The organism is Williamsia soli (assembly GCF_017377795.1).
GTDB classification, from domain to species: domain Bacteria; phylum Actinomycetota; class Actinomycetes; order Mycobacteriales; family Mycobacteriaceae; genus Williamsia; species Williamsia soli.
Map to the genome: position 1 here is coordinate 118,425 of NZ_JAFRDR010000009.1, position 26,118 is coordinate 144,542.

28 protein-coding genes are annotated in these 26,118 nt (G+C 64.7%); 16 read left to right on the forward strand and 12 right to left on the reverse strand.

Features of this window, described 5'->3' with window-relative positions; genetic code table 11:
- Positions 1–67 precede the first annotated feature (67 nt).
- From J3S28_RS21855 to J3S28_RS21865, 3 genes are all read left to right on the forward strand, one after another.
- A complete protein-coding gene (locus tag J3S28_RS21855; RefSeq protein ID WP_207842908.1) occupies positions 68–817 on the forward strand; it encodes a CoA transferase subunit A in 750 nt (249 codons plus the stop codon).
- The gene (locus tag J3S28_RS21860; RefSeq protein ID WP_207842910.1) at positions 814–1,455 is read left to right on the forward strand and encodes a CoA transferase subunit B; all 642 of its coding nucleotides are present in this window, start codon (positions 814–816) and stop codon (positions 1,453–1,455) included. The genes J3S28_RS21855 and J3S28_RS21860 overlap by 4 nt, the downstream gene beginning before the upstream one ends.
- A gap of 150 nt (positions 1,456–1,605) precedes the next feature.
- Positions 1,606–2,163 (forward strand): hypothetical protein, encoded by a 558-nt coding sequence (locus tag J3S28_RS21865; RefSeq protein WP_207842912.1) that lies wholly within the window; start codon positions 1,606–1,608, stop codon positions 2,161–2,163.
- 87 nt (positions 2,164–2,250) lie between these two features.
- Here J3S28_RS21865 and catC read toward each other — a convergent pair whose 3' ends face one another.
- From catC to J3S28_RS21885, 4 genes are all read right to left on the reverse strand, one after another.
- Positions 2,251–2,532, reverse strand: coding sequence for a muconolactone Delta-isomerase (catC, locus tag J3S28_RS21870; protein ID WP_207842914.1), 282 nt, complete (start codon positions 2,530–2,532; stop codon positions 2,251–2,253).
- Positions 2,533–2,561: 29 nt separating this feature from the next.
- Complete coding sequence (locus J3S28_RS21875; protein ID WP_207842916.1) at positions 2,562–3,683, reverse strand: muconate/chloromuconate family cycloisomerase; 1,122 nt, start codon at positions 3,681–3,683, stop codon at positions 2,562–2,564.
- Positions 3,684–3,689: 6 nt separating this feature from the next.
- Positions 3,690–4,544 (reverse strand): catechol 1,2-dioxygenase, encoded by an 855-nt coding sequence (gene catA, locus J3S28_RS21880; RefSeq protein WP_207842918.1) that lies wholly within the window; start codon positions 4,542–4,544, stop codon positions 3,690–3,692.
- Between the two features lie 136 nt (positions 4,545–4,680).
- Positions 4,681–5,622: an AraC family transcriptional regulator gene (locus tag J3S28_RS21885; protein ID WP_207842920.1), complete on the reverse strand. Its 942-nt coding sequence runs from the start codon at positions 5,620–5,622 to the stop codon at positions 4,681–4,683.
- Between the two features lie 152 nt (positions 5,623–5,774).
- Here J3S28_RS21885 and J3S28_RS21890 point away from each other — a divergent pair, with 152 nt between their 5' ends.
- From J3S28_RS21890 to sigJ, 3 genes are all read left to right on the forward strand, one after another.
- Positions 5,775–6,353, forward strand: coding sequence for a flavin reductase family protein (locus J3S28_RS21890; protein WP_207842922.1), 579 nt, complete (start codon positions 5,775–5,777; stop codon positions 6,351–6,353).
- Between the two features lie 10 nt (positions 6,354–6,363).
- Entirely contained in the window at positions 6,364–7,986 is a 1,623-nt protein-coding gene (locus J3S28_RS21895) for a 4-hydroxyphenylacetate 3-hydroxylase family protein (RefSeq protein ID WP_207842924.1), read from the forward strand.
- 67 nt (positions 7,987–8,053) lie between these two features.
- Entirely contained in the window at positions 8,054–9,016 is a 963-nt protein-coding gene (gene sigJ / locus J3S28_RS21900; RefSeq protein ID WP_207842926.1) for an RNA polymerase sigma factor SigJ, read from the forward strand.
- Here the strand turns inward: sigJ and J3S28_RS21905 are convergent.
- The 6 genes from J3S28_RS21905 to J3S28_RS21930 form a co-directional block, all read right to left on the reverse strand.
- Positions 8,953–9,537 (reverse strand): carboxymuconolactone decarboxylase family protein, encoded by a 585-nt coding sequence (locus J3S28_RS21905; protein WP_207842928.1) that lies wholly within the window; start codon positions 9,535–9,537, stop codon positions 8,953–8,955. The two genes, sigJ and J3S28_RS21905, sit on opposite strands and share 64 nt — an antisense overlap.
- Positions 9,538–9,629: 92 nt before the next feature.
- Positions 9,630–11,126 (reverse strand): flavin-containing monooxygenase, encoded by a 1,497-nt coding sequence (locus J3S28_RS21910; RefSeq protein ID WP_207842930.1) that lies wholly within the window; start codon positions 11,124–11,126, stop codon positions 9,630–9,632.
- On the reverse strand, positions 11,123–12,241 hold the full coding sequence (locus J3S28_RS21915) for an FO synthase (protein WP_207842932.1): 1,119 nt from the start codon (positions 12,239–12,241) through the stop codon (positions 11,123–11,125). Before J3S28_RS21915 ends, J3S28_RS21910 begins: the two co-directional genes overlap by 4 nt.
- Positions 12,242–12,308: 67 nt before the next feature.
- On the reverse strand, positions 12,309–13,160 hold the full coding sequence (locus J3S28_RS21920) for an NmrA family NAD(P)-binding protein (RefSeq protein WP_207842934.1): 852 nt from the start codon (positions 13,158–13,160) through the stop codon (positions 12,309–12,311).
- Positions 13,161–13,233: 73 nt separating this feature from the next.
- Positions 13,234–13,893 carry a GNAT family N-acetyltransferase gene (locus tag J3S28_RS21925; protein ID WP_237341910.1) on the reverse strand — a complete coding sequence of 220 codons (660 nt, stop codon included), beginning with the start codon at positions 13,891–13,893 and terminating at the stop codon, positions 13,234–13,236.
- Between the two features lie 10 nt (positions 13,894–13,903).
- Positions 13,904–14,602 (reverse strand): hypothetical protein, encoded by a 699-nt coding sequence (locus J3S28_RS21930; RefSeq protein ID WP_207842936.1) that lies wholly within the window; start codon positions 14,600–14,602, stop codon positions 13,904–13,906.
- Positions 14,603–14,681: 79 nt separating this feature from the next.
- Here J3S28_RS21930 and J3S28_RS21935 point away from each other — a divergent pair, with 79 nt between their 5' ends.
- Positions 14,682–16,007 (forward strand): ClC family H(+)/Cl(-) exchange transporter, encoded by a 1,326-nt coding sequence (locus J3S28_RS21935; protein WP_207842938.1) that lies wholly within the window; start codon positions 14,682–14,684, stop codon positions 16,005–16,007.
- Positions 16,008–16,102: 95 nt separating this feature from the next.
- Here the strand turns inward: J3S28_RS21935 and J3S28_RS21940 are convergent, their stop codons facing one another.
- A complete protein-coding gene (locus J3S28_RS21940; protein WP_207842940.1) occupies positions 16,103–16,372 on the reverse strand; it encodes a DUF3253 domain-containing protein in 270 nt (89 codons plus the stop codon).
- A 134-nt stretch (positions 16,373–16,506) separates the two neighbouring features.
- Here J3S28_RS21940 and J3S28_RS21945 point away from each other — a divergent pair, with 134 nt between their 5' ends.
- From J3S28_RS21945 to J3S28_RS21985, 9 genes are all read left to right on the forward strand, one after another.
- Positions 16,507–16,797 (forward strand): hypothetical protein, encoded by a 291-nt coding sequence (locus J3S28_RS21945; RefSeq protein WP_207842942.1) that lies wholly within the window; start codon positions 16,507–16,509, stop codon positions 16,795–16,797.
- Between the two features lie 2 nt (positions 16,798–16,799).
- A complete protein-coding gene (locus J3S28_RS21950) occupies positions 16,800–18,167 on the forward strand; it encodes a hypothetical protein (protein ID WP_207842944.1) in 1,368 nt (455 codons plus the stop codon).
- Positions 18,158–18,982: a hypothetical protein gene (locus J3S28_RS21955; RefSeq protein WP_207842946.1), complete on the forward strand. Its 825-nt coding sequence runs from the start codon at positions 18,158–18,160 to the stop codon at positions 18,980–18,982. The genes J3S28_RS21950 and J3S28_RS21955 overlap by 10 nt, the downstream gene beginning before the upstream one ends.
- Before the next feature lie 63 nt (positions 18,983–19,045).
- Entirely contained in the window at positions 19,046–19,624 is a 579-nt protein-coding gene (locus J3S28_RS21960) for a DUF998 domain-containing protein (RefSeq protein WP_207842948.1), read from the forward strand.
- Positions 19,625–19,830: 206 nt separating this feature from the next.
- The gene (locus J3S28_RS21965) at positions 19,831–20,664 is read left to right on the forward strand and encodes a mycofactocin-coupled SDR family oxidoreductase (protein WP_207842950.1); all 834 of its coding nucleotides are present in this window, start codon (positions 19,831–19,833) and stop codon (positions 20,662–20,664) included.
- A gap of 15 nt (positions 20,665–20,679) precedes the next feature.
- Entirely contained in the window at positions 20,680–21,531 is an 852-nt protein-coding gene (locus J3S28_RS21970) for an amidohydrolase family protein (protein ID WP_207842952.1), read from the forward strand.
- Between the two features lie 318 nt (positions 21,532–21,849).
- Positions 21,850–22,944 carry a DUF2786 domain-containing protein gene (locus J3S28_RS21975; RefSeq protein WP_307797325.1) on the forward strand — a complete coding sequence of 365 codons (1,095 nt, stop codon included), beginning with the start codon at positions 21,850–21,852 and terminating at the stop codon, positions 22,942–22,944.
- A 7-nt stretch (positions 22,945–22,951) separates the two neighbouring features.
- Positions 22,952–23,104, forward strand: coding sequence for a hypothetical protein (locus J3S28_RS21980; protein ID WP_207842955.1), 153 nt, complete (start codon positions 22,952–22,954; stop codon positions 23,102–23,104).
- 159 nt (positions 23,105–23,263) lie between these two features.
- Positions 23,264–24,748, forward strand: coding sequence for a glycosyltransferase family 39 protein (locus J3S28_RS21985; protein ID WP_207842957.1), 1,485 nt, complete (start codon positions 23,264–23,266; stop codon positions 24,746–24,748).
- On the opposite strand, the gene J3S28_RS21990 is transcribed toward J3S28_RS21985, so the two are convergent.
- Positions 24,737–26,035, reverse strand: coding sequence for a uracil-xanthine permease family protein (locus J3S28_RS21990; protein ID WP_237341911.1), 1,299 nt, complete (start codon positions 26,033–26,035; stop codon positions 24,737–24,739). The two genes, J3S28_RS21985 and J3S28_RS21990, sit on opposite strands and share 12 nt — an antisense overlap.
- Positions 26,036–26,118 lie beyond the last annotated feature (83 nt).

A 26,118-nucleotide genomic window follows, 5' to 3' on the forward strand; every position in this document is an offset into this window, starting at 1 on the left:
CCATCGCTCGATCCGTACGCTCTCCGTACACTTGTACTATACCCGTACACGTGGGTACCCTGTCCACATGCTCGACAAAGTGATCACCTCAGCAGCGGCAGCGGTTGCCGACATCCCCGATGGCGCCTCGCTCGCCGTCGGCGGGTTCGGCCTGGTCGGCGTGCCGGAAGTCTTGATCCGCGCCGTCCTCGACCAGGGTGCAACCAACCTCGAGACCGTCAGCAACAACTGCGGCACCAACGGGTTCGGACTCGGGCTGCTGTTGGCAGAGCATCGGATTCGCCGCACGATCTCGTCGTATGTCGGATCGAACGAAGAGTTCGCGCGGCAGTACCTCTCGGGTGAACTCGAGGTCGAACTCACGCCTCAGGGCACCCTCGCCGAGCGGATGCGCGCGGGCGGAGCTGGAATACCCGCCTTCTTCACCCCCGCAGGCGTCGGCACCCCGGTCGCCGATGGCGGCCTGCCGCTGCGGTACGACGGCTCGGGTGGAGTGCTCGTCGCGAGCCCCCCGAAGGAGACCCGCGAGTTCGGCGGCTTCGCTTACGTTTTGGAACAGGGCATCGTCACCGACTTCGCGCTGGTACACGCCTGGAAAGGCGACCGCCACGGCAACCTGGTCTACCGTCGCAGTGCCCGCAACTTCAATCCGCCGGCTGCAACCGCCGGTCGGATCACCATCGCTCAGGTCGAAGAACTGGTCGAGCCCGGCGAGATCGATCCCGATCAGGTCCACACCCCCGGCATCCATGTACAGCGGGTCGTCCATGTGGGCAAGGTCGAGGTCGGCATCGAGAAAAGGACTGTGCGCGCATGAGTTTGACACGCGAAGAGATGGCCGCGCGGGTGGCGCTGGAGCTCGAAGACGGCCAGTACGTCAACCTCGGCATCGGCATGCCCACACTGGTCCCCAACTATCTGTCGGCCGACATCTCCGTCGAACTACATTCGGAGAACGGCGTTTTGGGAGTAGGCCCCTACCCCACCGAAGATGAACTCGACCCCGAGCTGATCAACGCCGGCAAGGAGACGATCACCGTCAATCCCGGTGCCTCCTACTTCGACTCGGCCGATTCCTTCGCGATGATCCGCGGTGGCCACGTCGATGTCGCGGTGCTCGGCGCGATGCAGGTCAGCGCCGCCGGCGACCTCGCCAACTGGATGGTCCCCGGCCAGATGGTCAAGGGCATGGGCGGCGCGATGGACCTGGTCCACGGTGCCCGCAAGGTCATCGTGATGATGGAGCACGTCACCCGCACAGGCGCCCCCAAGATCCTCGACGTCTGCACCCTGCCCCTGACCGGAAAAGCCTGTGTGCAAAGGATCATCACCGATCTCGCGGTACTCGATGTGACCCCCGACGGCCTTCGTCTCGTCGAACTCGCCCCCGGTGTCACCTTCGAAGAAGTCGAATCCGCCACCGCCGCCCCCATCCTCGTTCCCCAAACCCAGTAGTTTCAGGCAAACCCAGGTGTTGCAGCACCTGGGTTTGCCCGGAACACGTGGGTTTGCGTTTCATCCACAGACTTGGGGTCCATCCACAGGTTCACCGTAAACCGGTACGACAACCTTCGCGTCCAGACCAGCCGCCCCGATGATCAATCCGTGGTCGACGGCGTGCTACTCACCAAGCTGGCACTGACTGCCTGTGACGTCGCGCGCCAGGGCACGTTCGCCCAAGCTGTCGCGGTCCTCGATCATGCCTTGCGCCTGGGTGTGATCCGCAGCGAGCTCAGATCCATCGCCCAGCGCTTCACGGGGACCAAAGGGATTGCGACGCTCCGTCGAGCATTCGACGTTGCCGATGCCAGCTCGGAATCGGTGGGTGAGTCCCTCAGCCGGGCTCTGATGATCGAGTGGTGCGACATTCCACTTCCGGCACTACAGACCGAGTATCGGGACGAGTGTGGACAACTCATCGCCCGGGTCGACTTCGACTGGGGCGGAGAGGTCGTCGGCGAATTCGACGGCACGGTTAAGTACCAGAAGGATCGACACCCCGGCGAGACCGCCTCGGACGTCGTCATCCGAGAACAGATCCGTGAAGACCGTCTGCGCGAAGAAGGCCTGATCGTGGTGCGGTGGATCTGGGACGACTTCAAGAAGCCCCAGGTCCTCCGCGCGAGGATCAGGAAGGCGCTCGCCCGCGCCGGAGTCATCTGACCGCGCAAACCCAGGCATTGCAGGCAAACCCAGGCGTTGCAGCAACTGGGTTTGCCTAAAACACCTGGGTTTGCGTGGAAGGCGGGGCTACTTGATTGACGACGCGTGCTTGTTCAACGGGGTCACATCGATCGTCATGAACGGGAACAGCGGGAGGTTCCACAAGAGTTCGTGGAGCTCGTCCGGAGTTTCGACGTCAAAGATGCTGATGTTGCTGAACTTTCCCGTGACGCGCCAGATGTGCACCCACTTCCCCGAATGCTGGAGGTCCTGGGAGTACTTCTTCTCCCGCGCAAGAGTCTCGGCCCGGATATCGGGATCGAGGTCACGCGGGATGTCGACGTCCATGCGTACGTGAAACAGTGCCACTGGGTCATGCCTTTCGCGAGTTGAGGAAATCAGGCCCGGGTGAGCTTGTCCACCATGTCCATGTCGAGTTCGACACCGAGTCCCGGCCCCTCGGGAAGATGGACCTTTCCATCAGCGTAACGCAACGGTTCCTGCAGCAGTTCGACGGAAAACAGCAGAGGGCCAAAGAGTTCGGTGCCGAAGTTGATACCCGGTTCACTGCATGCGAAATGGATCGAGGCGGCGGTGCCGATGGGCCCTTCGATCGACGTGGCACCGTGGCACGCGATACCTGCCGATTTGGCGATGGCCGCGATCTCTCGGCTCTTCGCCAGCCCACCACATTTGGTGGTCTTGATCGCGATCACATCGGCCGCTCCCTGGCGCACCACCTCGAGAGCGTCATGAGGCGTCGACACACTCTCGTCGGCCATCACAGGAATCGGGAGCAGGCGATTCAGCTCGGCGAGCACCTCGATCTGTTCGCCCGGGGTGGGTTGCTCGATGAGTTCGACGCCACCATCAGCCAAGCGCGGCAGGTACTTCAGCGCGGTGAAGCGATCCCAGCGCGCGTTGACGTCGACGCGGACACCAGCACGCCCGTCCAGACCTTCGACGATGTCGAGGATTCGCTGCGTATCGACTTCGGGATCGAGAGCACCCATCTTCAGTTTGAAGCTGTAGTGCATTCGACTGTCTAGTTTCTCTCGCGCTTCGTCGAGGATCTCGGCCACGGGCGCCGCACCGAGTGCCCACGTGACGTCGACGCTGTTCCGGAATGCACCGCCGATCAGCGCATGGACCGGCAGACCGAGGCAGCGCGCCCACGCATCGTGGAGCGCGATCTCGACGGCAGCCTTGGCGAACCGCGCCTGCGCGACCACCCGTTCGATGTCGAGCATGATGCCGGTGACGTCGTCGACCTTGCGGCCCAACAGGACCGGGGCGATGTAGCGGTCGACGATCGACTTCATCGTCTCGACGGACTCGCCGCCCCACCACGGGCCACCGGGGACCACACCTTCGCCGCGCCCGATCACTCCGCCATCGGTTCTGATGGACACCAACAGGATCGGTTGTGCATCCATCGATGTGGTCGCGAACTTGTGAGAACGGACCAGAGGTACGTCGATGATGCGGGTCTCGACATCGACGATCTTGAGATCGGGCACGACCGTCTACTCCCCCGCCGGGTCAAGCGTGAAGTTGTAGGTCACATGGTTTTTGCCGTCGTCGCCTGCGGTCGGCGACAGGATCAGCTCCGGCTTCGTGGCCGTCGCAACGTCGCTGTCGAGCCATTCCCCACCATCGAAGTACAGCTGGGTGGTCACCGACTCTTTTCCGGCCGCCGACACGATGAGGTGTAGATGAGCGGGGCGCCACGGGTGGCCGTTCTGCGCCTCGATGAAGGCACCGGTGGGGCCATCGGTCGGGATCTGGTATGGCGCAGGCTGAATGGTGGTGATCTCGTAGCGACCCTCGGAGTCGGTGATGATCTTGCCGCGCAGGTTCCACTCGGGTAGGTGATCGGCGAACTGCGAGTAGTAGCCGTCGGCGTCGGCGTGCCACAGTTCGATGACGGCACTGCCCAGGCCGTTGCCGTCGAGGTCGGTGACCTGACCGCTGAAGACCAGTGCGGTCTCCTTCCGATCGACATCACGCATCGGCAGCGTCGACACCGACGGCAGTTCCGGCGCGTCGGCGACGTAGTACGGCCCCTCGATGCTGCCCTTGGTGCCCTTGCGGCTCCGGGCGAGCACCTCTTCGACGGAGTGCTCGATGAACACGTCGAGGAACAGCGGCCACTCGCCACCCTCGCCGACGTCGATGAGCCACTGCTTGAGCACCCGGTACTCGGGGTAGGTGACGCCATGATCGAGGATGACCTGGTTCAGCGCCGCGAGCGCGTCCTTGGCGATGGCTGCAACCCGCTCGGGCGACGTGTCCGCGCTGACTCGTTCGTTCTTGAACTTGTCGGTGGCTGCGGAGCCGGAACCCGCTGCGGTGGGGTTCTGGATTTCGGTGGTGGTCATGTTCATCTCCTGGTGAGCGGGAGTGGCCGGGCTGCCAGTTGGTCGTTGTACGCATTGCGTACTCAAATGTCGCATTGCGTACAACCACTGTGCGCCCAGTCACACGGCTTGTCAAGTGATCAGCTGCAGGCGGGGGTCAGGGGTGGCGCAACGTGTCCGACGGACTCTCGCCGTACTTGCGACGATAAGTCGCTGCGAACCGGCCGGTGTGAGTGAAACCCCACTTCATCGCGGCGTCGGTCACCGACGTGCCGGCACCTGGATCGTTCAACTCGCGGTTGACCCGAGCGAGCCGCACGTCATTGAGGTACTCGCGAGGACTCATACCCACGTATTCACGAAACCCCTCTTGCAGCCGGCGCACGCTCACGCCGGCGGCATCTGCCATATCCGCGGCTGTCCACGCCCGGCTGGGGTCTGCGTGGATCGCATCGACGACCCTCGTGACGATCCTCGGCCGGATCTGCTGCTGGTCCGCCTCCGAGTCCCCGACGGCAGCGAGCACGAGCGCAGTGGTCAAAGCGCCGGAAAGCTGCTGCGCGACAAGCGGGTTCTGCCACAACTCGTCGTCATCGGCCTCTGCATGGATCGCGCGCACCATCCGCAACCAACCAGCCCCCGCGGATCCTCGGAGGTCGATCTGAGCGGGCAACCGGACGTCAGGGCGCGCCATCGTCCGGTTGAGCTCGCGGTGCAGGTGGTCACGGTCGATCCGGACCCCGACGATCGTGCAGGCGCTACTCCACCGGGTGATGAGTGTCGGGGTGTCCGGCGGATTGACCGTTGCGAGCCCCGGTGTGGACACCACACTGTCACGGGCAGTGCGCGACTCCAGTCTGCCGCGGAGCGGGATGTTGATGGCGTATGCACCCGGATGATCGGTCTCGACAGACACCTCTGCGCCCCAACCGATTCGAGCAATCCTGATCGGGCCGAGATCGACGGTGTTCACCACCACGTCTTCGGCGTTACTGCCCTTGCTCAGGGGTGTCAGCACGTGGGGGAAGTAGGCGCCCGACACCGCCTCTGACGCTTCATCCCAGTCAGGTGAACGGCCCGCGGCGGCGTGATTCTGCATCTTCGGCACACCTCCTCGAGCTCCGTGACCCGACCCTTCGATTCTCGCCGCGTTTGCCGGATGGAGTTCGCGTTTGGCGGATCGCGGCTTGGCCGCCGGGTCGCAATAGTGTTCTACACCACATTCTGGCGATCCGAAAGGAGGCGTTATCAATGGACAAAGGCAGCGTGCGAAACATTTTCGGCCAGTTTGCCAGTGGCGTCACGGTCATCACCTGCACAAACGCCGACGGTGAACCCCACGGGGCCACGGTCACCGCGTTCACCGCGATCTCGATGCAACCGCGTTTGTGCCAGGTCACCATGACCCGAAAGTCGAAGGCATGCGGGTTTCTCAGCGGCGCACCGTTCGCGGTGAACATTCTCGCGGCCGACCAGGTGGACATCGCCATGCATTTCGCAGGCCGCCCAGGCGAGCCCGGTCCGGTCTGGGCGGACGGACCCACCGCTCCCGTCCTGTGCGGGGCGGCCGCCACACTGTCCTGCACGTCCTGGGCAGAGTACGACGGCGGTGATCACCTCATCTTCATCGGCGAGATCGTCGATGCCGAAACCACCGACAAGAAGCCGCTGCTCTACTACCGCAGCGCTTTTCACGACCTCGGACCGACATCGGCCAGCTCGGCATGGCTGGGATCGATGGACGACCCACATCGCGGATGGTTCGACGCCGACACCAGCTTCGTTCCCCTACATCTCAATTCAGCTCACCTGAACCCAACCCCTCGATAAAGGAGACATCATGACCACCGTCGAAGACCGCGAGAACGCACCGCTGCAGGTCGATCCCCTGCAGGTGAACCCGGCCGCCGACCACCCGGCCAACCACACCAAGAACTTTGCGTCGCGTCCGATGACGGGCGATGAGTACATCGAGTCGCTGCGTGACGACCGCGAGATCTGGCTCCACGGCGAACGCGTCAAAGACGTCACCACCCATGTGGCATTCCGCAACCCCATCCGGATGACCGCGCGTTTGTACGACTCCATGCACACCGGACCCGACGTCGACAAGGTGACCGTTCCCACCGACACCGGCAACGGCGGCGTGACCATGCCGTTCTTCAAGGCCTCGACCAGTTCGGCCGACCTCATCAAAGAGCGCGACGCCATCGCGACCTGGGCCCGCAAGACCTATGGCTGGATGGGACGTTCACCCGACTACAAGGCCAGCTTTCTCGGCACCCTGCACGCCAACAAAGAGCTGTATTCACCGTTCCAGGCCAACGCCGAGCGGTGGTACCGCGAGTCGCAGGAGAAGGTCCTGTACTGGAACCACGCCATCATCAATCCGCCGGTCGACCGTCAGTTGCCGCCCGACGAGGTCGGTGACGTGTTCATGAAGGTGGAGAAGGAAACCGACGCCGGCCTCATCGTCTCCGGCGCCAAGGTCGTCGCCACCGGGTCCGCAATCACCAACTACAACTTCATCGCACACTACGGATTGCCCATCAAGAAGAAGCAGTTCGCGCTGATCTGCACGGTGCCGATGGATGCGCCAGGCGTGAAACTGATCTGCCGGTCGTCCTACACCCAGAACGCCGCGGTGATGGGCACGCCCTTCGACTACCCGCTGTCGAGTCGGATGGACGAGAACGACACCATCTTCATCTTCGACAAAGTGCTGGTGCCCTGGGAGAACGTCTTCATGTACGGCGACGTCGAGAAGATCAACGCGTTCTTCCCACAGTCAGGATTCCTGCCGCGCTTCACCTTCCAGGGTTGCACCCGCCTTGCCGTCAAACTCGACTTCATCGCGGGCCTGCTGATGAAAGCCCTCGACGCCACCGGGTCCGGAGGGTTTCGTGGCGTGCAAACCAGAGTCGGTGAGGTCATCGGCTGGCGCAACCTGTTCTGGACCCTCACCGACGCGATGGCCCACAACCCCGAACCGTGGATCGGCGACACCGTCATCCCCAGGCTCGAATACGGCCTCACCTACCGGATGTTCATGATGCAGGGCTACCCACGCATCAAGGAGATCATCGAACAAGATGTCGCCTCTGGTTTGATCTACCTGCCGTCGAGTTCCGCCGACTTCAACAGCCCTGACGTTCGGCCCTACCTCGACAAGTACGTCCGCGGCTCGGACGGTATCACCGCAGTCGATCGCGTCAAAGTGATGAAGGCACTGTGGGATTCGATCGGCTCGGAGTTCGGGGGACGCCACGAACTGTATGAACGGAACTACTCGGGTAACCACGAGAACGTCAAGGCCGAACTGCTGTTCGCAGCCCAGAACCGTGGCGGCGTGGATCAGATGAAGGGTCTCGCCGAACAGTGCCTGGCCGAGTACGACCTCGACGGCTGGACCGTTCCCGACCTCATCGGCAACGACGACGTCAGCTACTTCGGCAACAAGTAGCCGCTTGCGCCTGAGGGCGGGGTCACGGGCCTCGCCCTCAGGGGCGTACGGAACTACCATCAACAGCATGGTTTCGCTCGCGGATCGATTCGAAGCTGAACGCGGACGGCTGCTGGCGGTGGCCTATCGCACCACCGGCAGTCTCGCCGACGCCGAGGATGCCGTGCAGGAGTCGTGGATTCGACTGTCCCACAGCGATAGCGAACAAATAGACGACCTGGGTGCATGGCTCTCGACGGTCGTCGGCCGGATCTGCCTGGACAGGCTGAAGTCCGCCGCCGCGCGTCGGGAGCGCTATGTGGGCCAGTGGCTTCCGGAGCCGATCGTGACGCCGTACAGCATCGGGTCCGGCGACCCCCTGCAGTCCGTGATCACCACCGAAGACAGTCGGTATGCGGCAATGGTTGTCCTGGAAACCCTGAGTCCCGCAATGAGAGTGGCTTTTGTCATGCACGACGGGTTCGCTGTGCCGTTCGCCGAGGTCGCGGAGATCTTGGGCATCGAGGTGCCCGCCGCCCGACAACTCGCCTCCCGTGCCCGGCGGATCGTCGCGACCGCACCGGCCCCGGTACCGGACTCCGAACAAGCCGAGGCCATCGGTCGCCTGGTTACGGCGTTGCTGTCCGGTGATATGGATGCTGTTGTCGCAGCGCTTGATCCCGAGGCGATGATCGTCGGCGACGCGAACCGCACTGCGCCGACCGCCGTCAAACCGATCCGAGGCGCTGTCGGTGTCGCCCGATTCTTGTTCGGCCTGGTGCGGCGGTACGACGGTGCCGACACCCTGACCGACCAGATCCCGGTCCGGATCAACGGCGAACTCGGGTCGTACAGCAGCGGGTGGGAGGCCCTCGGCGGCCGCCGGGCCTCACCTCCCCGCGCCATCAGCTACGTCGTCAAAGAAGGTCGTGTGGCGGCCATCTACGACATCGCTGATCCGGCCAAACTTGCTGCGATACAGCCAGATCAGCTCGTCGAACCCGCCTCATCGGCCCACGGCACCCGGCAGGAGTCGGTGGAGAAGCCCTGATCGGTGATGCCCAGCGCTGCGTTGACCCGGGCGCGCTGGTTCTCCAGCCCGATCTGGTAGGTGACCTCGATGACACCCTTGTTCCCGAACCGTTCCTGAAGATCGGCGACCTGCTCGTCCGTCGCCGTCATCGGCGTCGCGGTCATCGCATCCGCGTAGGCGATCACGGCGCGTTCGTCGTCGCTGTACAGCGGTGAGGTCTGATAGTCGGCGATGTGTTCGAGTCGATCGACATCGAGATCATCGAGACGCTGCAACATGGCCCCGAAGTCCACGCACCACGAGCAGCCGACGGTCCAGGCCACGCGATACACCGCGATTTCCCGGATGTTCGCGGGCAACGCCGTCGACGCCTTCTCGACCGCGGTCTCGCTGACCCCGAAAGCCATCAACAAGCCGGGGTGATGCGCGTACACCGCCATCGGCTCAGGCACCGAACCGAATCTGCGGGCCGCGTATCGATAGGTTCCCCTGACCATGAAGCCCGCCTGACCTGGAGTTACTGCCGGAATCCGTGCCACTGTGTGCTCCTCCCTGTGCCGACGCCGGATGCGCCGCTACCAGGGAGACGAGACAGCTCGCCGAAACGTGACAGCCGATCCCGCCGTTGGGCTCAGCTGACCGGAAGGTCCACCCAGTCCGGAGCCCAGACCCGCTCGTAATGGTACGGGTCGAACGTCCCGTTGCGGTCGCGGAAGGACTGCCCGGTACCCGGCCACAGCAGCGTGAGCCGGCGGCTGAGTGGATCGAGATACCAACTGCTGCAGCCACTGAGCCAGACCGTCGACGCGCTACGCTCGTCGATCTCCCGGGTGTAGGCCTGTTCGGCCGCTGCCATCACCTCGAGGGCGATCGGGCCACCCGCGGTCAGGTGATCCATTGCACCGAGCACGTAGTCGATCTGCGTCTCGATCATGAAGATCGCCGAGTTGTGGCCCAGCGCGGCGTTGGGCCCGTCCAGTACGAACATGTTCGGGTAACCGCTGACGGCGGTCGACGCGTACGACACCATGCCCGCCTGCCAGTGCTCCGAGAGGCGTTCCCCGCCGACACCCACGATCCTGGTGGCGAACTCCGGGCGCGCGGCCTCGAATCCCGTCGCCAACACCACCGTGTCCAGCTCGAACGACTTTCCACTGGCGGCCACTGCCCGCGATCCATCGAACTTCGCCAGCGCCGACGGCTCGAGCGTGACGTGCGGTCTGGTCATGGTCGGGAAGAACTCGTCGCTGAGCAGTATTCGCTTGCAACCGATTTCGTAGTGCGGAGTGAGGTCGGCGCGCAGACCGGGGTCGCTCACCTGCGAGTGGAGATGACCGAGCGCGCGGTCGCGGATCTCGTCGATGGCAGGGTGCAGACCGCGTCTCTGGGCGAACGCCTTGTCGGCCTCCTCGAACAATTCCGCCCGCAACCGATCCGCATTCGCCTTGACGCGCAGATGTTCTCGCTCGGCGGGGCTGTATTCCCGATCACCGCGTGGGACGACGTAGGGCGCCGAGCGCGAGAAGACCACCAACTCCCCTGCCCGCCGTGCGAGCTCCGGAACGAGCTGAACCGATGAGGCACCGGTCCCCACCACTCCGACGCGGGCGCCGTCGATCGGCGCCTGACTGTCCCACTGAGCGGTGTGAAAGACCTTGCCGGGGAACGATTCGACGCCGTCGAACTCCGGCACCATGGGGTTCGCCAGGCGCCCGACGGCGACGACGAGCACCCGCGCGCGCAGCTCGCCGGCGGTGCTCGACACCGACCAGCAGAGTTCGTCGGGCAACCAGCGGGTCTCGGTGACGTCGACGTTCAAGTGCAGGTGGGGACGGATTCCCTCGTCGGTGGCCGCCTGCTCGAGATAGTTGTGGATCGCGGCGCCTTCGGCGAACAGAGAATCCCAATCCCCCGGTGGCCGGAACGAGTACGAGTACACGTGCGCAGGCACGTCACAGGAGACGCCCGGATACCTGTTGTCGCGCCAGGTGCCGCCCACGGAGTCACCACGTTCGAGAATCACGAAGCTCTCGCTTCCGCGTCTGGCGGTACGGATGGCCATACCCAGTCCGGCGAATCCGGCGCCGACGATCGCGACGTCGACGTACTCGGGCAACGGCCCGCTCACGCGAACACTTTCTGGAGCACGGTCTGTCGCTCGTCGGGGGCGGTCTCGTACAGAGTGGTGCGCTGACGTGTTGTCCGACCCAGCGCCGCGGCCAGCTCACCTACATGAGCGGGCACCAGTTGCCTCCCACTCTCGGGTCCGGCGTCCGGCCTCAGGCTGCCGTCGATCAGGACGCCTCCGACGTCGTCGGCACCGCCGCGCAGCACGGCCTCCAGCGCGACGTCATCGAGTTTGGTCCACGCGGCCTGCAGGTGATCGATGGCGCCGACGGTCAGCAGCCGAGCCACCGCGTGCAGGGCCCGCGTCTCGTCCAACGAGGGTCCGCGCACCGCTTGGGCGCGCAGATGCGGCGGAGCGTTCTCGGGGAGCAGCGGCATCAGAATCAATTCGGTGAACCCACCGGTGCGGCGTTGGATGTCGACGAGCAGTCGCAGGTGCGCGATCTGCTGCGCCGGTTGTTCGACATGGCCGTACAGCATCGTCGCGGTCGATCGGAGACCGACGTCGTGCGCAGTGGTGATGGTCTCGACCCACTCCGCCACCGACAGTCCACCCGGGGACAGGACTTCCCGCACCTCGTCGTCGAGCACCTGCGCGGCGGTACCCGGCACCGTCCCGACACCGACGTCGCGTGCCGCCTCCAGGAATTCGCGGGGCGTGACGCCCAGCCTTTCCGCCGCGTCCCGGACCTCGGGCACCCGGTAGGCATGCACGTGCAGATCGGGGGCCGTGGCTCTGATCCTCCGGACCAATTCGAGATAGGCATCTGCCGGCTCGGACTGCGGCACCGGCCCCTGCATGCAGATCTCGGTCGCACCGAGCGTCCAGGCCTCGGCGACGAGATCCTCCAGCGACGCCGCTGCGGCCGACCCGACCACCGCACCGGTTTCCAGATTGCGGTTGGCCACGAACGTCAGCTCGTCGCCGACCACGTCGCGACGGGCAGAATCGGCGACGGCGCAGAGTTCATCCAGCTCAGCGCCCTGAGCACCCAACAGGGTGGCCCATTGCCCATCGTCGAGCGACGACGGGTCGGCCAGGAGCGAGCGCAGCACCGGCGCCACCTGATCCCCGGGTAGCCGACTGTCTTCGGCCCAGGAACTTCGCAACGTCATCCCACGACTCTAGATCGAGCCACGCGCAGCCTTCGTCCAAGTGCCCTGATACGCACCTACCAGGAGCTCACAGCGCTTCGTCGACCCAGGCGTCGAAGGACTGCCAGCCCACTTCGGGATAACTCTCCCGGAGACCGGACAGGTCGGCGGAATACCCGGTTGCCGCGAGAAACCCGAACATCGCCCGCATGTCCGGGGACTCGATCTGGGACGGATCGCCACTGTGTAGCCGCACCTCTCGCCCCAGGCGGCGACTCAAGGACGCGGCCATCTGCGTCGGCGTCGGGTTGTCGGAGGCGATGTCGATGCGCACACCGAGGAAACGCTGCGGATCGGCGAACACGGTTGCGACGAACTCACCGAGATCGCGACGCGACAACTGCTGCAGAGGGACGTCCGGCGGCACAGGCAAGTCCAGTACCCCCTGCTTGACCTGGTCGATGCCGCCGAGCAGATTGTCGTAGAAGTACGTCGGTCCGACGATCGTGTGCGCAATCCCGGACGCAGCCAGTTCGGCCTCCACGATCACCTTGCTCTCGAAGTGCGGGACCCCGGTGTGCTGGTCGGCACTGGCGACGGACGAAAACACCAGATGTCCGACGCCCGCGCTCGACGCGGCCTCGATGATCGAGCGCCCCTGCGTCACCTCTTCCTCCGGACCGCGCTCGAACGGGGTCGTCAGGGCGAACACGCCGGCGGCACCCGCGAACGCGGCGGCCAGTGATTGCGCATCATCGAGATCGGCCGCGGCCAGCGCTGCACCACGCTCGGCCAGTCGGAGCGCACCTGCCGAATCCGGCCGCCGCACCACAGCCCGGACCGCCAGGCCCCGGCTCAGCAAGGCTGCCGCGACGGCGCCGCCCTGCGCGCCGGTCGCCCCGATCACCACGTATGTCCCTGATTGATCGAAAGTCGTCACCCCACGACTGTGCCATCAGCTGGGAGACCGTGAGCGGCCGGCCAGAGTCGCGCAGGCCTACTCGTCACCTGCGTCAGGTCGGCGCAGAGAGGGATATCCCGACGAGGCGACGTCTCACCTCGAACCCCAGTGACTCGTAGAGTCCGATGGCCGGATTCGTCTCGACAGCGTGCAGGAAGACCTGCTCACCCCTCGCGTTGATGTGATGTACGAGGGTACGAATCAGCCGCACCGACAACCCTTTGCCGCGATGCTCGGGCGCGGTGCAGATGGCACTGATCTCGGTCCAGCCCGGCGCCCGCATCCGTTCCCCGGCCATCGCGACCAGTTGTCCTTCGGCGCGCAGACCGTAGTAGTTGCCGAGTTCGATCGTGCGGTCGAGGAACGGGCCGGGTTTCGTCAGCGCTGTGAGCGCGAGGATCTCGGGGACGTCCGCATACGTCAGTTGCTCCACCTCGGGGTCGAGGGCACCTGCGACATCACGCGCGACCATCTGGACCAGCCCCAGACTCTGCGACACAGCGGGGATCGACGGGGTCAGTGGCGACGGCGCGAAGACGATCGCGTGCCCCGCCCCGATCAGCGCCAGCGCGTTCGCCCAATCCTGCGATGTCGGATCCGCCGGCACAGCCATGAAGGGCGAGACATCAGCCGGGTAACGCTGCACCCGGCCCGCCTTCTCGGCGAGGTGCGCGTGAAAGCCGTTGAGGGAAGCCGCTACCGGATCATCCAATACGTGCGGATCAGAAGAAGAAATAGTCTTGCCTCGTCACACTGAATCCCTTGCCGCTGCTGTCCTGCCGGCAACTGACTCCCGTAGATTCGCCCACGGCACAGGTGAATCCGAACGCGGTCACCTGATTTCCGTACGGGAAGACGTGCTTGCCGATCTCGGGTCTGTCGAGGAGTTTCTCCGATCCCGCAGACAGTGTCGCGAGCTCGGTGTTCCCCGCTTCGTCAACCGAGATCGCGTTGACCGTCTGCCCGTTGATGAGCTTTTCGCCCCGCGGCGCCGTGCACGTGGCACGCGCGGCATCGATGTAACACATGAAATTGCCCGTCGGACTCGACAACCGGCACAGTCCGTTTGTCTGGCACAGGCCCGGCGAGAGCGGCGCGTTGTCGAACAGTCCGGCCGAGGAGCGAGTGGGTTTCGTCGTCGTGGTCGCCGGGGTGGTGGACGACTGGCTCGGGGTGACAGCGGGACTCTGCGGAGTCGATGCAGGGGTCTGGACCACCGTGACCGTGGATTTCCCGCGGTTCGCGGTCCCGTCGTTTTCCATGACGATCCCGATGGCGACGACCGCCAGGCCGACGGTCACGAGCACGGCGAGTGCGATCAGCAGACCTATCACCACACGCGAAGGACCCCGCGGCGGCGGTTCCGGTTGCGGCACCGGGTACGGCGAGGTCATAGGTTTGCCCTTCTGCTCATCGGTCACTCAGGTGCACCACTTGATACAACTACAGATACCGCGCATCGGGTGATGCGGGTGTTCGTCGGCCGCTTGGGGAGTGAAGATGGCGGAGCCTTCAGAGGCGTCAGCTCGGGCCGGCGAATCGATGCGCGGAATCATGACGCTGTGTGGCTTGGCCATCGCTGCCGGCGTCGCCATCGGCTTCATCGGCGGCGCCTTTCGATGGTGCCTTCGCGAAGCCGACGAATGGCGTGTCGAGATGCTTCGGTGGGCCCATGACCTGCCCGGACCCGGTTGGCTCATACCCATCGCCATCACCGCGACCGGAGCGGCGCTGGCCGCTCTGATAGTCCGGCAAATCCCACTCGCCGCCGGTAGCGGCATCCAGCACGTCGAGGCCGTCTCCCGGGGTGAGGCGGGTCCGCCGCCGCTACGGGTGTTGCCCGCGAAGTTCATCGGTGGTCTGCTCTCGATCGGCTCCGGAATGATCCTGGGTCGCGAGGGACCGACCGTCCACATGGGTGCCACCATCGGCGCCGAGGCCGGTCGCCGCGCTCGTCTCGATGACGACGACATGCGTTTGATGCAGACCTCCGTGGCCGGGGCCGGATTGGCCGTCGCCTTCAACGCACCCGTCGGTGGCGCACTCTTCGTCTTCGAAGAGGTGACCAAGTCCGTTCGGCTCCGGACCGTCATCCCGACGTTGCTCGCTGTTGCGGTGGGTGTCGGATGCTCGCGCATCATCATGGGCGATCGACCGGACTTCCTCGTCGGACCGGTCGACTCCCCCTCGATCGTGCTGCTGCCCGTCTTCGTCGTCTTCGGTCTGCTGACCGGTGTTCTGGGAATCTTCTACAACCGCGTGATCATGGGGCTGCTCGAACTGGTCGGCCGAGTGCGCCGTGTCCCGGCGTTCGTGAAAGCCGCGGCGATCGGCGCTGTCATCGGGGCGCTGTTGGCGGTCGATCCGCTGACTGCCGGCGGCGGCGACACCCTGGCGCAGAAGCTGATCGGCGGCGGGTCCGTTGCACTCCCGGTGATCGCCGGGTATCTCGCCGTGCGTCTGATCGCGGGCCCGCTCTCTTACGCCTCGGCGACACCCGGCGGACTGTTCGCGCCGCTGCTGGCGGTCGGCGCGCTCTGGGGCGTGTTGTTCGTCGGCATCGCGGATGTGTTTGTCCCGGGGGTTGATTCGACGCTGACGATCGGGATGGCTTTGGTCGGGATGGCGGCGTTCTTCGGTGCCGTCGTCCGGGCACCCATCACCGGGGTCGTCATCGTCATCGAGATGACCGCCACGACGTCCGTCACGGTGCCGATGATCGCGGCGACCGCCGCCGCCGTCCTGGTCGCGCAGCTCGCGGGCGCACCGCCGATCTATGACAGCCTCCGAGAGCGGATGCTTGCCGCCCAGAAGCCAAAACCCTGACCCCACAGCGCAATCTGCTCCACTTCTAGCAATCCGCTCCACTTCCAGGGCCCTGAAACCGGAGCAGGTTGCTAGAAGTGGAGCAGATTCCGCGGTCAGCGTGGCCAGCGAATCCGGATCGGTCCTCGCACGGTCCCCAGGTCGACGACTTCACCCTTCTGGGTGATCTCGACTTCACCGGCATCGACCATCGCACCAGCCGCCTCGCGCACCGGATCCATCAATGGCCGCCAGTCGTCGGGACTCATCGCGCGGGCGACGTCGGACGGGCAGATACTCGAGTCCGCCGACCGTGCGTTGAGCAGCTCGCGGATCTTGTCCGTCAGAGCGGCACTGCTCGGTTTCTTCTCGCTTTCGGAAGCCATGCCGCCAGTGTCCCCGACTCTCACCACCAAAGCCACGTCCGATCCCGGTGCACTGCAGCCTGTTGCTCTCGACGGAACCGGACCGGACAGCGCTGCGTCTCATAGAGGAGAAATCAACACGGGGGAGTTGAACAATGGATGTAGATCCTGTCGCGCTCAAAACGTTCGCAGACCGAGTCGATCTGGCCGGTACCGCAATCACCGACGCCAACCTTGGCGCGGTGGCGGCATGCGGGTGCGACAGTATCGCCGGGTCGACCTCTCAGTGGGCAGCGAAGTTGGTCGGCGCACACCTGGGAGTCCTGGTCCATGGTCACGCCACATCCGTGGACATGATGGGTCTTGCCGTTCGCGGTGCCGGAGACTCGTTCGTGGTGACCGATGACGACCTCGCGGAGGACTTCGCTGCGCTCTGGAAGGCGTGATCATGCTTCCAACACGGAATCGTCTGAGCGGCTGGGACATCGCCACCCTGCCCGGGACCGGCCATGCGATCACAACAGCGGGACAGATCGTCGAAGACGCGGTCGCCGCCGTCTCCACGGCCTGCGCCATGCTGCCGGAGATGCAGGCCTGGAGCGGAACCTCGCACGACGCGGCCGAAGAAATGTTCAGGCGTGCAGCACGAATGGGAGCCACGATCTCCGATTACTCGGACGGGATCGGCACCACGCTGAACACTCAGTCCTATCCGTTCGGTCACGCGAAGGATGCGCTCCTCGCCGGTGTGGGCGACATCGAACGCGGCGACCTGTGGGTCACCGATCAATGGGTGGTTCTCATCCGGCCGATCCCGATGACCGCCGAGAAGGCAAAGGCTCTGCGCACGCAGCAGGAACACAATCAGAGTGCCGTCAATCAACTGTTGACGAGCGTTGATACCGCCGACGACGCATTGGCCAACGCGCTCGTGGTGACCGCCCGCGCTTACGGCTTCGTCATGCCCGAGATCAAGGTCGCCGGCGTACCCGTCCCGGGGATGCCTGGGATCACGGCCCCAGCCGACGAGGTGCCGAGCCCGGCGACCGCTCAGGGACTACTGCAACAGCAGCAGATCCGCAACGAGGACGCCGCGGTGACGGTTCGCGAGACAACCGAACTCGCCCTGGACAGCAACGGGAACAAGACCAGCACCATCACCATGCAGGACGGCAGCAAGCACGTCACCACGGTGTGGAACTCGCAGGGCTACAAGGGACAGTCGGGACCTACCTTCCGATTGGACGAGGTGTCGGTGACGCACTTCGACCCGTCCGGCCGCCAGGTGTCGGACACGAGGTCGTGGGAGGAGTTCGACGGCGACCGCCACACCGAGGTGTCCTGGGCGGACGGCACGACGGCGTCCTTCCACCAGTACGCCGATGGTTTCCGCAGCGGTTCCGTGACAACAAGAGACGGCCGTTCCGCCCAGATCGACAAAGATTCGACGTTCTTCACGCATCCGATCCCCACTCTCGTCGGCGGAGCGATGACCGGCATCGACACGCACGTCACACAGAAGGGGGCCCTGCCGGGGCTCACAGAAGATTTGAGCAAAAAGGTGGGTGTCGGCGCCAAGTTCGCCGGGCCGGCGATCGGTATCGGGACGACGCTGTACGACACGTTCTCAGCCGCGAACGCCCAGGATGCCTGCGTCGCAGGGATATCCGGAACCATGTCGACGGGCGGAAGTATCGGTTTGGGCGCGATAGGCGCGAGATTCGGCGGGCCGCTTCTTGCAGCAGGCGGTTCTGTCGGTGGCAGCTGGGTCTTCGGCGCCATCGGCGCTGCGGTCGGAGAGAACCTATGCCGCTAGAACCACCACTTCCCCGCGGCTGGGAATCCAAGAGCAGCCCGATTGAACCCCTCGGCCTGGTGACGTTCATTGCGATGGCGGGCTTTTGGGGTTACCACTGCATCCGGGCGACCATCGACCTCGATCCATGGAGAGTGTCGTTCTACTTTTCGGCCGCCACGATCGGCGCCCTGGGCTTTGCCTCGATAGTCGTAGAGATGCGCGCCCGCGTCAATGCACCCTGCCGGAAACGGATTAGGCAGGCCAAGGGCTCAACAACAGTCTTCCTGTCTCGCTACCACGATACGAACATGATGACCCTTCACATCGTCCTGGCAGTGTGCACCACCGTATTCGTGAGTGGTGTTGTCACCGAACGACTGGACGTTCCCCTCACACCCGACCAGCGTGTCGGTTTTCCGATCGTGCTGGCCGTCTGCGCGGTGGGGTGCACCTACACACTCGCCGTGTGCTTCGTCAATGGTCGTCGGTATGGGGCGCTGCACCTCACCCCGACGACGGTCACGTACACCATGGGGTCTCGCCGGGTCACTTTCGGCTGGAGCGACGTCGCCTCGTTAAAAGCGCAGGCACCGTCGTACATGAACAACCAGTGGATTCACCTCACAGTGGTCACCTTCAACAATCGGAGAGGGTTCACAAAGCTCGACCTCCGACGATTTTCGATCGGCGACGACGCCACCTTCTGGCTACTGCACCATTACGCTGCTCATCCCGAGAGGAGAGACGAACTCGCCGACGACCGTGCTATCACCCGGATCGCGGAAGGCAAGCTGTTCAACTGGCCCGAATCTCAGACCGGTGGACGTTCCTGACACAGCGGGTTCCGTACCGTTGGTGGTCGTACGGGAATGTCCCTGCAGCGACCGAGGAGTTCCATGACGGAGCGGCCAGGAGTGCGTACGTCGGCTCTGCGTTCTGCCGCCGCAGCTCCCGTTGTGCTGGTGGCGACCACAATCGTCGCTGGGATCCTGGCCCCTGACAGCTACGACGCCGTGCGGCAGACGATCAGCGACCTTGCGACGATCGACTCCGGCGGCTGGTTGATGACGCTGGGTATCGGGTCGAGCGGTGCGTTGACAGTCGTGACAGGCCTCGGGCTGTCCGGTGTGCGCTCCGTAGCGCAAGTGACCCTGGTGATCGCCGGGACGTGCGGTGTCCTGGTTGCCCTCATACCTGTGGATGTGAACGAGGGTGCCCATCTCATCGTGGCCGGCGGCAACCTGGGGTTGTATGCCGTGTGGCCGTTGACCGCGCTGTCGAGGTCATCGTCCGCACCGCGTTCACTGCGTCCGGTGCCCTCGGTCACTGCGGCAGGCGTGTTGCTCGTCTTGTTCGGCTGGGTGCTCTACGAGACCCAGGGAGGCGACCTGTTGGGCATTTCCGAACGAATCTGTGTGACAGCGAATCTGATCTGGCCGCTGGTCGTGGCTTGCAGTCTTCGGAAGGACGTCTAGAGTTTTTCCCGCGCCTCGACCATCACTGGTCGCGACCACCTTGGCCATACGGTTGCTCCCCCGGAGCCGGTTCGCCGGTTTCTCCTGGGGACAACTTGGCGACCCGAGCGCTGCGGGGCGCAGATTGCAGATTCTGCGCCACCTGCCCTCGGAGTCTTGTTACGTTGACGAGAGCCGGGCTGATCAGTGCGTGGAGAGGACCGACCGTGGCACGTGAGCTGGACGGACGGGTCGCCATCGTCACCGGCGGCGCCCGCGGGCAGGGACGCGCGCATGCTCGCGCCCTGGCCGCAGCGGGTGCGCACGTCGTGGTCGCCGACATCGCAGATCAGATCCGAACCGTCCCTTACGACATGCCGACCGAGGAAGACCTCGACGCCACCGTCGACTTGATCCGCAGCGAGGGCGGCGTCGCCACCGCGACCGTGGTCGACGTCCGCGACAGCGAGGCCGTCGACGACCTCGTACAACGCACGGTCGTCGACCTCGGCGGCGTCGAGATCCTGATCGCGAATGCAGGCATCTGCGGGTTCTCCACGGTCGCCGAGATCAGCGACGAGGTCTGGCGCGACATGATCGACACCAACCTCACGGGCACCTTCAACTGCATCCGCTCCGTGCTGCCGACGATGTCCTCGGCGGGCTTCGGCCGGATCATCGCCATCTCATCCGGCGCTGGGCGGAGCGGCATGGCGAACCTCGGACACTACGGCGCGAGCAAATGGGGCATCATCGGCCTCATCAAGACTGTCGCCATCGAGAACGGTCCGTTCGGGATCACGGCCAACGTCGTCTGTCCCACGACTGTCAACACCCCGATGGTGATGAATCCCAATACGTTCGGCGTCTTCTGTCCCGATATCGACTCCCCCACGATCGACGACGCCACGCCTCGATTCGCCGCGTTGAGTCCACTCGGGATTCCGTGGCTCGAACCCGAAGACGTCACCCGCGCCGTGATGTATCTGGTAAACGACCCCGGCTACACCAGCGGCACCGTGCTCGAAGTCAATCTCGCCACGTCCGCGAGCCGTCTGTAGTCGAGGAGGCACCCTATGCCCACACACATCGTCGACGCACACGTCCACCTGTGGGAAGTCTCCAGACGTGACTGGTACCCGGGCTTGGAGGACTTCGCCACCAGCGTCGACACAGACCTGTACCGGGACTTCCTCATCGGCGACTACCGCACGGCAGCAGGTGATTTCGGGGTCACCAAGTTCGTTCATGTCTCCGCGGTCACCACACCCGGAAGCTACCTCGACGAGACCGAATGGATCGACGCCTACGCCGGTGAGAACGACCTCGACCTGGTCCTCATCGGATCCGTGGACCCCACCCTGGACGCAGGCAAGCTCATGACCGATCTCGAACGCCAGGCGGCCTCATCGCGGTTTCGCGGTGTCCGGGTCCTGTATGGCCTCGAACCCGGCTCGGAGGCCGCCAAGACCGTGCTCTCGTGGCTGCAGGCACACAACTTCATCTTCGAGGTGTCCTCGCACCCCGACACGGCCGCCGACTGGGTCGAGATCCTGCGACGTTATCCCGAGCTCGACGTGGTCATCGAACACACCGGGTGGCCCGCCGGAACAGACCCGTTCTCGCGGTCGGCATGGGAACTTGCAATCAGCTCCTACGCCGCCGAGACGAATGCGCTGTGCAAGATCTCCGGGCTCGGCATGACAACCCGCGACCTATCCGAGGCGGCGCTGCGCCCCTGGATCGAGAAGGCCATCGACGTGTTCGGCTGGGACCGCGTCGCTTTTGGGAGCAACATTCCCATCGAACACATGGCAGGTGACTACGCGCAGCTGCGAGAATCGCTCGGATCGATCATCGGTACCGCCGCGGAGCACGAACAGGAGCGGTTCTACGCAGCGAACGCCGAGCGGGTCTACACGTTCTGAGCCGATACCCCCCCCCCCCGATCGCCGGCTCCCGGGTCCTGTCAGACCTCTGTTCTAGCGTCTGACCCAGTGCGACACCACGTCGCCTGCTCAGGCATCCGGGGGGACATTTTGAGCCGCAACAGCCGACGCCGCCGCGCGTCACGTCAACGCAACCAGCTTCACAACCACGCCGCGTACACCCGCGAAGACCCACGACAGTCCAACTATGACCTGATCCGGACCGGCATCGCATGCCTATCCGGCCGAGGCGCAGACTCGCTTGTCCTGAGTAGGGTGATCACCCATCTTATTCGTCGCGAAAATGCCAGTGCAGCAGTGATTTCCGGTGACATCGGCCTATTCCTCGACCACTCGATCGACCAGGTGTTCAGCCGCGGCTGGCAACCCGCAGAACTGGTCCATGTCCTGCGCCGCGAACTGGGGGCGTCGCCCACCAGGCTCGCCATCGACCTGGTTCACGTGCACGCCCACCGGACGTCCGCCCGAACCACCGCTCCGAGCGCATGGGTCGGTCAGCTGGACGAGTTGGGATGCACCCCGTCGGCGACAGGAGCAGACGCGTTCACGCACTGGCGCCTGACCGAAGACCACTCCGCATCCGAAGGTTGGGCGGCCGTCTTGACGATGACCGGTTTCATCAACCGCCTGGGTCCGCTGACACCGTTGATGCCCGTCCCCACGGAATGGGGTTCGACGGTTACAGCACCATCGAAAAAGCCAGACTCCAAGGTGCTCAACACGATCCGTGGTCTCCTCGCGAAAGCCGAGTCCACCTCGTACGCTGCAGAGGCGGAGGCATTGTCAGCCAAGGCACAGGACCTGATGACCCGCTACGCCATCGACAACGCAGTACTCGATGCACGCGAGCAGATCTCGCTGAGCGATCAGGTGAGCTCGCGGCGCCTGTTGATCGAGAACCCCTACCCCGAGGCGAAATCGTCCCTTCTCCAGGCCGTTTCACGGGCGAATGGCGTCCGGTCGATCTGGTTGAAGGATTATGGCCTGATCACGATCGTCGGTATGCCCGTCGACCTCGACCTCTGCGACCTGCTGTTCACATCACTGCTGGTGCAAAGTGCCCGCGCGATGACGGAGGCCGGCGCAGATGCCGACAGTCGGATACCGAGCTTCCGCCGTTCCTTCCTGCTCGCCTATGCCGCCCGAATCGGCGAACGCCTGGTGCAGGCACGCGAACGCGCCGCTCGAGCGGCTTCGGGCGACTACGGCACTGCATTGGTCCCGATCATGGCAGAGCGCACCGAGGCCGTCGGTACCGTGTTCGACGAGCTGTTCCCGGCCACCACCCCGGTGAAGCACTCGATCACGAACACGCGAGGGTGGGTGGCTGGACGGGTGGCCGCCGAGACTGCCGACCTGACCGGTGGCCGCGAGAAGATCGATCGCCGGTAGTAGCCAGATGATCGAGTACAGGTTCCAGATCTGGAGCAGGGACGACATCTACGGTTCAGCGACGATCGAAGAGAACGGCGCCGTGGTCATCGCCGGGGACGATTTCGGTCGGTATCCAGCCACCGAGCGCAGCCACTGGCCCCAGGGGTCCACGAGCTGATGGTCCGACGTGAGGTATCAACCACCCGCCATTGTCGTTCGGCCATCGGCGGCCGTGAGACGATGGCGACCACTCGCCACGACCTTCGGACGGAGAAGCGCCCTGACGACCGACACTGCGTCTCCGACCGCGCGGAGCTTTCTGCTCCGTCGCCCGCCGGTGATCGACACGATCTCCATCGCGGTGTTGGCGCTGGTCGTCAGCATCGTCGGATCGGCGAACCCGTCGTTCTGGTACGACGAGGCGGCGACCATCTCGGCGTCGACCAGGCCGTTGCCGGAACTGTTCGACCTCGTGTCCTCCACCGACTCCGCGCACACGTTCTACTACCTGCTGATGCACGGGTGGTTCGACATCTTCCCGTACACGGAACTGTCGGCGCGGATACCCAGCAGCCTCGCGGTCGGAGCCGCGGCCGCAGGGGTGGTGACGCTGGGGCGACTGTTGTCCACGCGCTCCGTGGCGCTCAGCGCGGGAGTGATCTTTGCGGTGTTGCCGCGGATCACGTCGGCGGGGATCGAAGCTCGACCCTACGCATTGGCGACCCTCGCGTCGGTATGGGTGACCGTCATCCTCGTGGTGGCCGCGCGACGGACCTCCCGGTGGCTGTGGGCGCTGTACGCGGTCGTCGTGGTGTTCGCCGTCTTGATCAACATCCACCTGCTGATGCTGGTCGGGGTGCACCTGTGCACGCTGGTCATGCTCGGCGCCCCTCGGCTCGTCCTGCGATCCTGGGCGATCTCCACCACCGCCGCGATCGTCGTGCTCGCCCCGTACCTGGTGTTCATGCGAGCCCAGTCCGGGCAACTCAGTTGGATCGACCCTCTCGACCGCCGGACGTTCGGGAACGTGCTGCTCACGCAGTACTTCGACTTTTCGGTTCTGTTCGGGGTTCTCGCCTACGTCGTCGTCGCGGTCGCGGCGTTCCTGTATCTGCGGCGACGGGAGGTGGTGTCGTTCGACGGGCAGGCCGAGACCGCCGTGATCTCTGTGGTGTGGATGCTCGTCCCCACCGTCGGTCTGCTGGTGTACTCCATCGTCTCTCAACCGATCTACGTCGACCGGTACCTCTCGTTCACAGCTCCCGCCGCGGCCCTGCTGGTGGGCGTCAGCGTCGTGACGGTCGCCCGGAAGCCGGCGCCGATTGCCGCGCTGCTGCTGGTCTTCGCCGTCGCCGCCGTTCCCAACTGGATCACCCAACGCGGCGACTACGCCAAGTTCAAGATGGACTACAGCCAGGTCGCCGACACCATTGCCGCACAGTCCTCTCCAGGTGACTGCCTGCTCCTCGACGACAACGTCTCCTGGGAACCAGGACCTATTCGACCGCTGCTGTCGGCCCGTCCGGATGCCTACGACCAGCTGGTCGATGTCGGCCTCGGCAAGCCTGGCCGCGACCAAGGAAAGCTGTGGGACGACAACATCGCCCCGCACCTGATCCGCGACAAGATCAACGCGTGTTCCGTCATCTGGACGATCGCCGAACGGGACCCTGCACTCGGCGACCGCGACGTCGGGCCACAGATCGCCCCGGGCATCCCTTTTGGGAAGACGTACGCCTACCGGGTGCCGGCCCGGCTGGGCTTCCACATCGTGGAGCGTTGGCAATTCAACATCAGCCAGGTCACCAAGTCAGTGCGGTGAGTCCGCATCCGCCTTGTCGACGACCACCGTCCCCCGCCAGCCGCCGACCACTCGCATGACGTGGTAGATCAGCAACGCTGCGATGGCGCCGAGCGCGATACCACCGAAGCTCAGATCGCCGACAGTCCAGGAGAAGTCGGCGATGCCGATCACCAGCGCGATCGCGGCGGTGAACTGGTTGACCGGCTTGGAGAAGTCGACCTTGTTGGTCACCCAGATGTGCACACCCAGGATGCCGACCAAGCCGTACAGAGCGGTCGTCACACCACCGAGCACACCCGGTGGCACCGACGCGATCACTGCACCGACCTTGGGTGAGAGCCCCAGCAGGATCGCCGCGACACCGGCGACCCAGTACGCAGCCGTCGAGTAGACCTTCGTGGCGGCCATGACACCGATGTTCTCGGCGTATGTGGTTGTGGCAGAACCGCCGCCGCTACCGGCAAGCACGGTCGCCAGACCGTCGGCCGCGAGCGCGCGGCCGATCTTCTTGTCGTAGTTCAGTCCGGTCATGGTGTTGATGGACTTGACGTGCCCGATGTTCTCGACCACCAGGACGAGCACCACGGGCAGGAACATCGGCAGCACCGACAGGTGGAAGGTCGGCGATTGGAAGTCCGGAAAGCCGATCCAGTCGGCAGCACCGATGGGGTCGGTGTCGACCTTGTCGCGCACCAGCGCGAAGACGTACCCGAGCACCACACTGACGAAGATGGCGAGCCGGCCGATCAGTCCCTTGAACAGGACCAGCGACGCGATCAGCAGCACCAGCACCACTGTCGCGGTGAGGGCGTCCTGCTCGTAGTTCGTCTTCGCGGTCGGCGCCAGATTCAGACCGATCAGCGCCACGATCGTGCCGGTGACGATCGGGGGCATGAGCGCGTGGATCCAGCCCGTCCCGGCGAAGTGGACCACCACACCGATCAGGATCAGCAGCGCACCGACCAGGACGATGCCGCCCAGCGCCGACCCCTGGCCGTGCGACGCGGTCGCGGCCAGCACGGGCGCGATGATGGCAAAGCTCGACCCGAGGTAGCTGGGAAGCTGATTACGGGTGATCAGGAGGAACAAGATGGTGCCGACGCCGGAGAACAGCAGCGTCGTCGCCGGCGGAAATCCCGTGAGCACGGGCACTAGGAAAGTGGCACCGAACATGGCCACTACGTGCTGCAACCCGATACCTACGGTCTTCGGCCAACTCAGTCGCTCATGCGGGGCGATGACCTTGGAGTCGCCCGCCAGTTGCCAGCCAAAAAACGGCTTTCTATCTGCATCCTGCTCAGTCATGGGGATCAGTCTGAAGCATGGTGGTTCGAACGTCGTGGACCCCAGCCGAAGGCGGTTCCGTCCGATACTCATGGTCGCGAGCT

Excerpts from the sequence above, each read along its gene's own strand:
- J3S28_RS21855 (WP_207842908.1), top strand. The coding sequence starts at position 68 with ATGCTCGACAAAGTGATCACCTCAGCAGCGGCAGCGGTTGCCGACATC.
- J3S28_RS21860 (WP_207842910.1), top strand. The coding sequence starts at position 814 with ATGAGTTTGACACGCGAAGAGATGGCCGCGCGGGTGGCGCTGGAGCTC.
- catA (WP_207842918.1), bottom strand. The coding sequence starts at position 4,544 with ATGACCACCACCGAAATCCAGAACCCCACCGCAGCGGGTTCCGGCTCC.
- J3S28_RS21885 (WP_207842920.1), bottom strand. The coding sequence starts at position 5,622 with ATGCAGAATCACGCCGCCGCGGGCCGTTCACCTGACTGGGATGAAGCG.
- J3S28_RS21890 (WP_207842922.1), top strand. The coding sequence starts at position 5,775 with ATGGACAAAGGCAGCGTGCGAAACATTTTCGGCCAGTTTGCCAGTGGC.
- J3S28_RS21895 (WP_207842924.1), top strand. The coding sequence starts at position 6,364 with ATGACCACCGTCGAAGACCGCGAGAACGCACCGCTGCAGGTCGATCCC.
- sigJ (WP_207842926.1), top strand. The coding sequence starts at position 8,054 with ATGGTTTCGCTCGCGGATCGATTCGAAGCTGAACGCGGACGGCTGCTG.
- J3S28_RS21915 (WP_207842932.1), bottom strand. The coding sequence starts at position 12,241 with ATGACGTTGCGAAGTTCCTGGGCCGAAGACAGTCGGCTACCCGGGGAT.
- J3S28_RS21935 (WP_207842938.1), top strand. The coding sequence starts at position 14,682 with ATGGCGGAGCCTTCAGAGGCGTCAGCTCGGGCCGGCGAATCGATGCGC.
- J3S28_RS21940 (WP_207842940.1), bottom strand. The coding sequence starts at position 16,372 with ATGGCTTCCGAAAGCGAGAAGAAACCGAGCAGTGCCGCTCTGACGGAC.
- J3S28_RS21945 (WP_207842942.1), top strand. The coding sequence starts at position 16,507 with ATGGATGTAGATCCTGTCGCGCTCAAAACGTTCGCAGACCGAGTCGAT.
- J3S28_RS21950 (WP_207842944.1), top strand. The coding sequence starts at position 16,800 with ATGCTTCCAACACGGAATCGTCTGAGCGGCTGGGACATCGCCACCCTG.
- J3S28_RS21955 (WP_207842946.1), top strand. The coding sequence starts at position 18,158 with ATGCCGCTAGAACCACCACTTCCCCGCGGCTGGGAATCCAAGAGCAGC.
- J3S28_RS21960 (WP_207842948.1), top strand. The coding sequence starts at position 19,046 with ATGACGGAGCGGCCAGGAGTGCGTACGTCGGCTCTGCGTTCTGCCGCC.
- J3S28_RS21970 (WP_207842952.1), top strand. The coding sequence starts at position 20,680 with ATGCCCACACACATCGTCGACGCACACGTCCACCTGTGGGAAGTCTCC.
- J3S28_RS21980 (WP_207842955.1), top strand. The coding sequence starts at position 22,952 with ATGATCGAGTACAGGTTCCAGATCTGGAGCAGGGACGACATCTACGGT.
- J3S28_RS21990 (WP_237341911.1), bottom strand. The coding sequence starts at position 26,035 with ATGACTGAGCAGGATGCAGATAGAAAGCCGTTTTTTGGCTGGCAACTG.